The sequence below is a fragment of the Streptomyces hokutonensis genome (assembly GCF_000376565.1).
GTDB lineage: Bacteria > Actinomycetota > Actinomycetes > Streptomycetales > Streptomycetaceae > Streptomyces > Streptomyces hokutonensis.
Map to the genome: position 1 here is coordinate 118182 of NZ_BARG01000075.1, position 8766 is coordinate 126947.

General features: G+C 62.9%; 9 protein-coding genes. 6 read left to right on the top strand and 3 right to left on the bottom strand.

The annotated features are described in order from the left end of the window. Positions 1-56: 56 nt before the first annotated feature. On the bottom strand, positions 57-245 hold the full coding sequence (locus tag SSP08S_RS40955; protein WP_019073453.1) for a helix-turn-helix transcriptional regulator: 189 nt from the start codon (positions 243-245) through the stop codon (positions 57-59). Between the two features lie 466 nt (positions 246-711). Beyond that, positions 712-2154: an AICE element replication initiation protein gene (locus tag SSP08S_RS40960; protein WP_026179270.1), complete on the bottom strand. Its 1443-nt coding sequence runs from the start codon at positions 2152-2154 to the stop codon at positions 712-714. A 47-nt stretch (positions 2155-2201) separates the two neighbouring features. Between SSP08S_RS40960 and SSP08S_RS56870 the strand changes: the two genes are divergently transcribed. The 4 genes from SSP08S_RS56870 to SSP08S_RS62115 all read left to right on the top strand — a co-directional run bounded on the left by SSP08S_RS56870 (position 2202) and on the right by SSP08S_RS62115 (position 4939). Beyond that, complete coding sequence (locus SSP08S_RS56870) at positions 2202-2417, top strand: UTRA domain-containing protein (RefSeq protein WP_019073455.1); 216 nt, start codon at positions 2202-2204, stop codon at positions 2415-2417. A 161-nt stretch (positions 2418-2578) separates the two neighbouring features. Continuing rightward, positions 2579-3142: a TIR domain-containing protein gene (locus tag SSP08S_RS60025; protein ID WP_078532692.1), complete on the top strand. Its 564-nt coding sequence runs from the start codon at positions 2579-2581 to the stop codon at positions 3140-3142. Then, positions 3139-4029, top strand: a complete 891-nt coding sequence (locus SSP08S_RS60030; protein ID WP_078532688.1) for a DUF4231 domain-containing protein — start codon at positions 3139-3141, stop codon at positions 4027-4029. Before SSP08S_RS60025 ends, SSP08S_RS60030 begins: the two co-directional genes overlap by 4 nt. Positions 4030-4075: 46 nt before the next feature. Continuing rightward, a complete protein-coding gene (locus SSP08S_RS62115) occupies positions 4076-4939 on the top strand; it encodes a hypothetical protein (protein ID WP_158697281.1) in 864 nt (287 codons plus the stop codon). Positions 4940-5184: 245 nt separating this feature from the next. Here SSP08S_RS62115 and SSP08S_RS60035 read toward each other — a convergent pair whose 3' ends face one another. Then, a complete protein-coding gene (locus tag SSP08S_RS60035; protein WP_078532689.1) occupies positions 5185-5991 on the bottom strand; it encodes a nucleotide-binding protein in 807 nt (268 codons plus the stop codon). Positions 5992-6229: 238 nt separating this feature from the next. Here SSP08S_RS60035 and SSP08S_RS62120 point away from each other — a divergent pair, with 238 nt between their 5' ends. Beyond that, on the top strand, positions 6230-6529 hold the full coding sequence (locus SSP08S_RS62120) for a hypothetical protein (protein WP_158697282.1): 300 nt from the start codon (positions 6230-6232) through the stop codon (positions 6527-6529). A 418-nt stretch (positions 6530-6947) separates the two neighbouring features. Further along, the coding region (gene fxsT, locus SSP08S_RS40980) for an FxSxx-COOH system tetratricopeptide repeat protein (RefSeq protein ID WP_245608059.1) at positions 6948-8766 on the top strand (1819 nt) is incomplete at its 3' end.

Consider the following 8766-nt stretch of genomic DNA (forward strand, 5'->3'; position numbering starts at 1 on the left):
CCCATGAGGAGAGGGGCCCACCAGAACGGCGGGCCCCTCGGTCGGTCGGCGGTGGACTATGCGGCGTTCTCCTCACACCGCGCCCACCACGCATCCAGGTCGGAACGGCGAACCCGGAGTTGCCCGTTCGGGAGCTTCTGAAGGCGGGGCGCCTGTCCACGGGCGCGCATGCGGTAGAACGCGGCGCGGCTCATGTCGATCTCTTCGAGGACTTCGCGGAGCTTGAGCTTCTGATCGCGGGCCACGGTGCGACTCCTTCGAGGTGGCGATCTCTTGGGGAGGTGAGGGCGTGCCTGTCCGAGGTATGGATTTCTGCGTCATTGCGTCGCCAGCGTCATTCAGGCTTCTTTTAGGTGACGCGGGTGCTGAGGCCTGCGTCATGGGTGCGTCATGGGCTGCGTCATTCGTGACATGGCTCATGACGCAGATGACGCAGGATGACGCAGGCACGGCCGTCTGCGTCATGGATGTATTCGCAGCTCAGGTGCCGTTTTCCGTCTCGCGTGACGCAGATGACGCAGCGTCTTCCCTCTTAGGACAAAAGAAGGGGGTGTTCTGGTGTAGTGCGGTGCCGCTCAGAACGCGAAGAAGGAGCCGCTGCGCGGCACGTCCTTGGAGCGGCGCTGACGCGCCGAACAGCAAGAGGAGCACCCCGAGGCGAGGCGAGCGGGTGCTCTTCTTGCTTGTCCGCGTGAGCGTGCGGAGCACGGGTCAGAGCATCCGCTGTTGCTCGTGCGGGATTGCCGGGGCGGGGCGGGTCATTTCGAGGTAGCGGCCCTGGCTGGTGCGGCCGGAGTCGATGAGGACACCTCGGGCGGCGAGGGTGGGTTGGAGGCGCTTGAGACGGTCGGAGAGCACCTTGCCGGTGGTCGGCCACCCCTTGGGTACAGCCCGCAGTTCGTCGCCGCTGTAGAGGCGGCTGAGGCAGGACAGCCACTCCGTGGACGTCATGCGCTGCGCCGTGCCCGGTTCGATGGTGTCGGCGTGCCGGAGGACGGTCTGTGCGAGCAGGTCGCCTTCGATGACGTCGTCGTTGAGGTCGTCCAGCCGGGCCCGGTACGCGGCCAGCACCCCGAGCCCGGTCGCCGCGTCGAACTGCGCGCACAGGTGCGCGAAGTCGGCCATGCGCAGGTCGGTGGGGGTCTCCGCCTGCGCCGCGCGGACCCTGACCGTGAGGTCCAGCAGGGACCCGAGCACGACGGGCAGCACCTCCGCGTACTCCGCCCAAAACTCCGCCTCGGTACGCCGCACGCGGGGCCGCTCCAACCGGAGCGGAAGCAGGCGGTCGGCGAGGTCGGGCCGGATGACGCCGACGTCGATCCCGGTCAGCAGCAGGGGGCGGCGGTAGCCGACGCGGAAGACGTCCCCGTCGGTGAACAGGGCCCGCTTGACGCTCTCGGCTCCGGTCACGATGCAGCACATCGCGTCCGACAGGTCAGGTGTCACGTGGGAGAGGTTGTCCAGGGCGGTGATCCACCCGGCAGCCACCGCTGCGATCAGGCTTTCCTCGTCCTTCGGCGCCCGGCGCAGGTCGCCGCTCATCCCTTCGATGATCCGGGTGAGCATCCGGCCCCCGGTCGACTTGCCCGCTCCCTGGGGCCCGGTGAGGAACGGGGCGGGGACGGGCACGGACGGTCCGAGGCAGCCGATCAGCCACGCAATGGCCAGGCATTCGGTCTCCGCGTTGGCGAAGTTGCACAGCCGCATCAGCAGATCGATGCCCTTGCCGCCCGTGCCCTTGACCGGAAGGGGCAGTTCCCCGGTGAGCTGGGTGCGCCGCCAGCACACTTCCTGCGGGTCGGGAACAGTGATGTCCCACCCGGTGGGGTGGATGCGGACGGACTGTCCGTCGTCGCGACCCAGGTCCAGCCAGGTCGCCCCGTCGTATCCGGGAGCGACGCGGATGTGGACGGGCTGCACGTCCTTGGTCAGCGCGAGTGCTTCGATCAGGTCCAATGCCTCTTTGAGTGCGGTCCCGTTGAAGACGCCGACCCCGTCGCGGTACATGCCGACGATGAGTTCCTGGCGGTGGCTGCCGGTGGTGCCCTGGGAGCGCATCGGGCGGGCTACGGGGTGGCCGTTGCGCTGGGCGTACACGGTTCCGTCGGCGGTGCGGAAGTAGCGGAAGTGGGATTGCGCGTAGTCCGCGATGATCTCGCGGGCGGGACCCCGACCCGGGTCTTGGCGGCATCATCAGCCGGATGCGCGACGCGGGATTCGAGCAGACCGAAGCTGTCGAGGAAGTCACCCTGCACGCGGCGACCTCGGTTGAGGCGGAGGCGTTCGGAGTCGAGGTCGGCAGCAACCCGCTTCAGATCACGCACACCGGCTACACGAAGACCGGTCGCGCTGTTGAGGTCACGGTCCACCGCCCTAGCCCCGGTTGGGTTCTGCGCTACAGCCCGCCGATCAGCTAAGCCGCACACATCGATGGCCCGCACTTTCAGTGCGGGCCATCGATGTGTGCGCTCCACTCCGCCGGCCTGCGATGGGCACTGGAGGAAGTAGGCATTTGGCTACTAAACCGACGAGGATCGATCTAGAATGTGGCAGGTGACCTGTGCCGTTGGCACAGGCGATGAGTTTCAGGCGGGGAACCGTGCAACTTTCAGCCTACACGCGCAGGAAATGCTTCATCTCTTACCATCATTCGGACGAGCGGGAAGTCGAGTCTTTCATTCAGGAATTCGATCACGCTCGGAATGTTTTCATTGCCCGAGGCATCGGGGCCAGTATGCCGGGGGATGTGATCGACAGTAAGGATCGTGATTACATCATGCGTCGCGTTCGCGACCTATACCTCCGCGACAGCACCGTCACGATTGTGATGATTGGCAAGTGTACGCATGCGCGCAAATATGTTGATTGGGAAATAGCTTCTTCTTTGAGGAATGACTCAAAGAATAGGAGAAGTGGCCTAATTGGCATAGTGCTGCCCTCTGCAGCTAATTCCCCAAAGGAGCCTCCCCGCCTAGGAGACAACCTAGGGTCGAATGGCAGCACGAAGTACGCCCGCTGGTACACCTATCCCAAAAAATCGGCAGATCTGGCAAGAATGGTCGAGGACGCATACCAAGGGAGAAGCGTCAGGGTCGCCGACAACTCCCGCCTGCTCTTCTCTTATAATCGGACCTGCTCATGAACGCACCCTCTGAGTTGACTGCAGCCGACCTCCCGACACTCTTTTCTGCATCGGACTCCGCGTCCCTTTCCGGCCAACGTCGGTATATTTTCGGTACCCGGTGGCGTTTGGTACTTTCTGTGGCAGTGGCAGTGGTAGCAGCCTTCACTTTCAAGCCTGCTAGAGGAGTTGACGTAACGGCGATAGCCTCTGCCATCTTCTTTCTTCTAACACTCATTATTGAAGTTTGGCTGCTTATAGAAAATCCCGAGAAGGCTTGGTATGACGGGCGTGCTCTGGCTGAATCGGTGAAGACTCTGGCGTGGCGCTACGCTGTCGCTGCTGAACCATTTCCTAAATCATTGGGGAATGCAGTCGCCGCCGACAGGTTCCATTCTGAATTGCAGGCGCTGCTGAGGGATGCCCCTGCAGACAGCTTGGCTCCCGTCGGCTCTGCTTTGGCGACCGACCGTATGCAGCAGCTCCGGCGTGCACGACTGGAGGAACGCAAACATGTTTACCTCAGAGATAGGATCGAGAATCAGCAGGGTTGGTATACTTCCAAAGCTAAATTCAATGCACATGGATCACGCAAATGGCGTATCGCCTTGATAGCAATTGAGCTTGCGGGAGTTACAGCCGCTGTTCTTCGGGTAACCGGGGCCATCAATTTCGACTTGCCGGGGATAATGGCTGGCATGGTTGGTGCCGGCGCGGCATGGTTCGCCGTTCGACAGTACGAATCCCTAGCTCGTGCATACACTTTCGCTGCGACAGAGCTGACCATTGTCCATGGTCGCCTACAGAGGGCTCGTGACGAGATGACGTGGGCTCAGGAAGTAGCTGATGCTGAGGAGGCAATCAGTCGCGAGCACACGATGTGGCGGGCTTCACGAGGCGCTCTTTAATTTACTCAAAATAAATTTACCCCTCTTTCGATGAAGCGAGGTATTTATGCCTGATGTCGCGCTCCCCGATCTCGAAGATGAGTGCTTTTTTATCGCACCTATCGGAGAAGAGGGGTCTGAAACAAGAAATCGCTCTGACGGGGTCCTAGAGTTCATCGTGCAAAGAGCTGCGGAGGAACTCGGACTTACGGCCGTGCGAGGGGACCAAATTGCAGCACCCGGACAGATCAATCTGCAGGTTATTGACCACATTTTGAGGGCAAAGGCTGCTGTAGCTGATCTTACTGGCCTGAATGCTAACGTCTTCTATGAGCTTGCGGTGCGTCATGCCGTTAAGTTGCCCGTTGCACTGATTGCCGATAAGGATTGCGAAATCCCATTTGATATCGCCCAGATGAGGGTCATTAAATTCGACTATCAAGACCTCCGCAGTTCGGATAACTGCCGTCGGCAAATCGCCGATCACTTGAAGCAGGCTCTCGATACGGGGAATGCTGATAGCCCTATCTCTACTGCCGCAGATGTACGTTCGATGCAGGTCGGAAGTCCGGTAGAACGGACGGTGGCCGAAATCGTGGCTGGCGTAGAGAGCGTTACGGCGACTCAGCGAGACATTCTTGATATGGTGACGAGAATGGCGCGAGGCGTCCCGGCGCGCGGCAGTTCTTTTTCCGCCCTGAGACATGCACGCGAAAAGTTGGACGAACTCATTTCCCGATCAATTGCAATGGGTGAGAGGGAGACCGCGAATCGAGGGCGGGATATTGCTGATGCGCTGGAGTTTCATGCAATTAATGATCTGAAAATTCGGAATGCGCTATCCCGACCTGTATTTTATGACCCCACTGAAAGGCGAGGGGGTAAATCGGGAGATCCTCGGAATGGAGATCCTGAAAGTGCCGAGGATTGAAATCCCTATTGACACCGGAGAGATTCCTGCGTGTTCTCCATGGAGCGCAGCCGGCGAGTGTCTATCTGCGTGACATTACCCAGGAATATCGGCGAACGCGCCCGGATGCCTGTGGACCGTCAGCACAGGTGACAGACGCACTGACCCAATGTGGCGCGCTCACACAAGTGGCCCAAGACGAAACGGCCGTGCCTCAGCTACAGATGGCTGCTGGCGGAGATTCCCTGTGAAGCCGCTCCGCCCACCTACCGAGCATCTCCGAACTCGCGTCGCAAAGTCGCCAGAACATCACCATAGGTCTGGCGCACTTCGTCTTTCGCAAACCTGATCTGCTGCACGCCATCCATGTTTGAGAACAACTCAATATTCTCTTCCACGACTGCGATGGCGCGCGGAAATCCTAGCTTTCCCTGGAAAAGGCCAAGCTCATGTACGACATTTTGCCGGGCGCGCATTTCACCGAGTTCCGTTTCGTCCTCACCGCTGAGAACAAGGAGGGCAAACGAGCTGCCCGTGAGCATCTCATCGAGGATGTCCCGGATGGTATGACCTGATCGAGCCCCCGTTTCATACGCTTGCACCACGTATCCATGCTGCTCGACTAGGTGGTCCTTCAGGTCGCGCCATGCGGAACTGCGGCCGTGCCCAATGAAGACCACGGGTTTCGGGATCTCTGGAGCGGGAGAGGTATCCCGCTCTATTGTGGCGCTCGGCGCGTCGCGCTCAAATGGCCAAAATACCCTTTCCAGCTCCGGCCGGGAGGGCGCCCTCACGGACACCTCAGTGACTTGCGAGAACCCGTAAGTAACCGACATCTCATACCCGTGAGCGGAATCAGAAATAGAGCATCTCGCGTAGCTGAAACCAGCTCGATAGTCAGCGAAAAACTCCTCCTCCGTATCAAAGCGCCAACTCTCGGCACCCCTATGAATCTTCCAGTTAATGGACAGCTTGTCCTTGTTGACTCCGTCAAGGGAAAGGAACGATTCGATTCCTGCCTTAACAGTATCGGCCGAGAACTTAACATGGGGGTATTTCTTGCCTTTCTCCATGTAGCATATATTAGCTCAGTAACTGGGTGACAACGCCCACGAACAATGGCGGACGAGCGCGGACGTCTGCGGACCATCAGCGCAGGTGGGTAGCGTGCGAGACCAAGGCGCCACCCCTATCGAAGTTGCTTCGGGACGAAGGGGCCAGAAGTAGATGCCCTGACAGGCAGAGTGCAGGATCGGCTGTGGCGACATGCGTTCGTCTGATCCTGGCGTGAGCGGCTGAGATGATGTGAGCATGCCGACGCTTGGAACGCCTCTCTCAGCTGCACTCATCCCCGACTGCACCGAACCGGAAGCTCACCGCGCTGCCTACAAAAGAGCCAAGACCAACGACGCGATCTTCGTGTGCATCGCTCGTCAGGGCAGGCGGTGGAAGGTAGAGCTTGACGCCATGTCTTGCAGCGGGCCAGCCATCCCGGACGAGGCAGTGACGATCCTGCAGTCCGCGGCTGAAGCGCTGGTACTCGCGGACACGGTGACGCAGGCCAACATTGCGCCTGAATACATCTCCATGTGGGCGATCGAGAGCGAGTAGAGGGCGCGCGAGATCGCGGCTGCGTTCCATGCTGTTCTGCATGGTTTCCGACAGCTATACATCGCCGTCCCGAGCCGGCGCCGAAGGCCCTAGCAGGTGGCATGTGGACGAGGCGTGGACGTCTCGGGTCGAGTTCCGTCTTGGCTCAGTCATCTGTGCAGGTCAGACTGGTTCAGGGGGAGCGCTCTTGAGGGGACTGTAAATCTCCTGGGGGAGGTTAGGGCCTCTCCGCTGTGTGCCGTGCTCGTCGGCTGGGTTTGACTGAAAGCCCGTGTGCGGTGGTCTGGGTGGGTTCTAGTCTCGGTGGCGGCAGGGCGTGGGGCTGGTACGGGGGGTTCGGGTGGCGGGTGTGGGGGATGCGGGTGGGGTGCGGGTGTTTGTCTCGCATGCGGGGGCGGATCTTGCGTGGGCGGAGTGGGTGGCCTGGCAGTTGCAGGATGCCGGGTATGAGGTGGAGTTGGCTGTCTGGCAATGGGGGGCCGGGGAGAACGTCATCCGGAACATGGACCGGGCCCTGTCGGCGGGGCCGATGGTGGCGTTGTTCTCGGGGGCGTATTTCGAGCCGGAGCGGTGGACCACGGAGGAGTGGACGGCGAAGCTGGCCGGGCGGGAGAAGCTGATCCCGGTCCGGATCGAGGACTGTTCGGTGCCGCCGATGGTGCGGGCGTTGCTTGCGCCGGCGTTGTTCGGTGTGGGTGAGGAGCAGGCGCGGGAGGTGCTGCTGGCGGCGGTGGCGGGGCCGGCGGGCGTTCCGCGGGAGAGTCCACGGTTTCCGGGCCCGGGTGGGGCGGGGCGGTTGCGGCGGATGGGGGCGAGTGGGCCGCGGTTGCCGGGCACGTTGCCGAGGGTGTGGAACGTCCCGGCGCGCAATGCCGGGTTTGTGGGCCGGGATGGGTTGCTGGTGGAGGTGCGGTCGCGTTTGGCGGGCGGCCATGCGGTGGCGGTGGTGGCGTTGGACGGTCGTGGGGGTGTGGGCAAGACGCAGCTGGCGGCCGAGTACGCGCACCGGTTCTGCGGGGAGTACGAGCTGGTGTGGTGGGTGCGGGCGGAGGATGCGGCCCTGATTCCGGGCCAGTTGGCGGCGCTGGCGGTGGAGACCGGGGCGGCGCAGCCGGATACGCCGCTGGAGGAGGCGGTGCGGGCGCTGGGGCGTGAGCTGGGGTCGCGGTCGCGCTGGCTGGTCGTCTTCGACAACGCGGAGGATCCTGCGGCGCTGGCGGGCCTGGTGCCGTCCGGGGTGGGGCATGTGCTGATCACTTCCCGCAACCCCGACTGGCACGGCGTGGCGGGGCCGTTGGATGTCGATGTGCTGGCGCGGCGGGAGTCGATCGAGCTGCTGCGCAGCCGGACACCGTGGCTGACCCAGGAGGATGCGGACCGGCTGGCGCAAGCGTTGGATGACCTGCCGCTGGCCCTGGTCCAGGCGGCCGCACTGCTGACCACGACGACGGTGGACAACTACCTGGCCCTGCTGGCCGGCAAGGCCAGTGAGGTGACCGGTGAGGGCAGGCCGCGGGATTACCGGTGGTCGCTGGCCGCGCAGATCCGGCTGAGCATGCAACGGCTGCAAGAGCAGGACCCGCAGGCGGCCGAGGTGATGAACGCCTGCGCGCTGCTGGCCCCGGAACCCTTTGCCCTGCCCACCAGCACAAGGCGGAAGGCTGACGAGGAGTCGTCCGCGGGCCGGGTGGTGGCGGACTGGCGCACCAGAAACCGCGTCCTGTCGGCGTTGCACCGGCACGGGCTGGCGCGGGTGGCGGGCGGGAGCCTGCACCTGCACCGTTTGACCCAGGCCGTCCTCAAAGACCAGCTCACCGACGAGGAACGCGCCACCGCGGCGCGCAACGCCGGCGTCCTGCTCGCCGCGGCGTCCCCCCGCATGGCGAAGGATCCTGCGTCCTGGCCTCGCTGGCCCGACCTGCTGCCCCACCTGCTGGCCATCGACCCTACCGACCTGGTCACCGCGGACGCCCGCTTCGCCGCCTGCGAAGCATGCTTCTACCTGCTGTCGCGTGGCAGCGCACCGGCGATCCTGCCCCGCCTCGAAGACCTCCACCAGGCCTGGAACGCCCTGCTGGGCGCTGATCACGCTCACACGTGGTGGGCCGTCACCTACTTGGCCATGGCGTTCAGTGCCGTCGGTGATCATGAGCGTGGTTATGCACTGCACCAGGACCTGTTCGACCGGCAGCGGCGGGTGCTGGGCGAGGACCATCCCAACACCCTGCGCACCGCGT

Bases quoted from the DNA above. Each gene is read 5' to 3' on its own strand.
- SSP08S_RS56870 (WP_019073455.1), top strand. From the start codon at position 2,202: ATGCGCGACGCGGGATTCGAGCAGACCGAAGCTGTCGAGGAAGTCACC.
- SSP08S_RS60025 (WP_078532692.1), top strand. From the start codon at position 2,579: ATGAGTTTCAGGCGGGGAACCGTGCAACTTTCAGCCTACACGCGCAGG.
- SSP08S_RS60030 (WP_078532688.1), top strand. From the start codon at position 3,139: ATGAACGCACCCTCTGAGTTGACTGCAGCCGACCTCCCGACACTCTTT.
- SSP08S_RS62115 (WP_158697281.1), top strand. From the start codon at position 4,076: ATGCCTGATGTCGCGCTCCCCGATCTCGAAGATGAGTGCTTTTTTATC.
- SSP08S_RS60035 (WP_078532689.1), bottom strand. From the start codon at position 5,991: ATGGAGAAAGGCAAGAAATACCCCCATGTTAAGTTCTCGGCCGATACT.
- SSP08S_RS62120 (WP_158697282.1), top strand. From the start codon at position 6,230: ATGCCGACGCTTGGAACGCCTCTCTCAGCTGCACTCATCCCCGACTGC.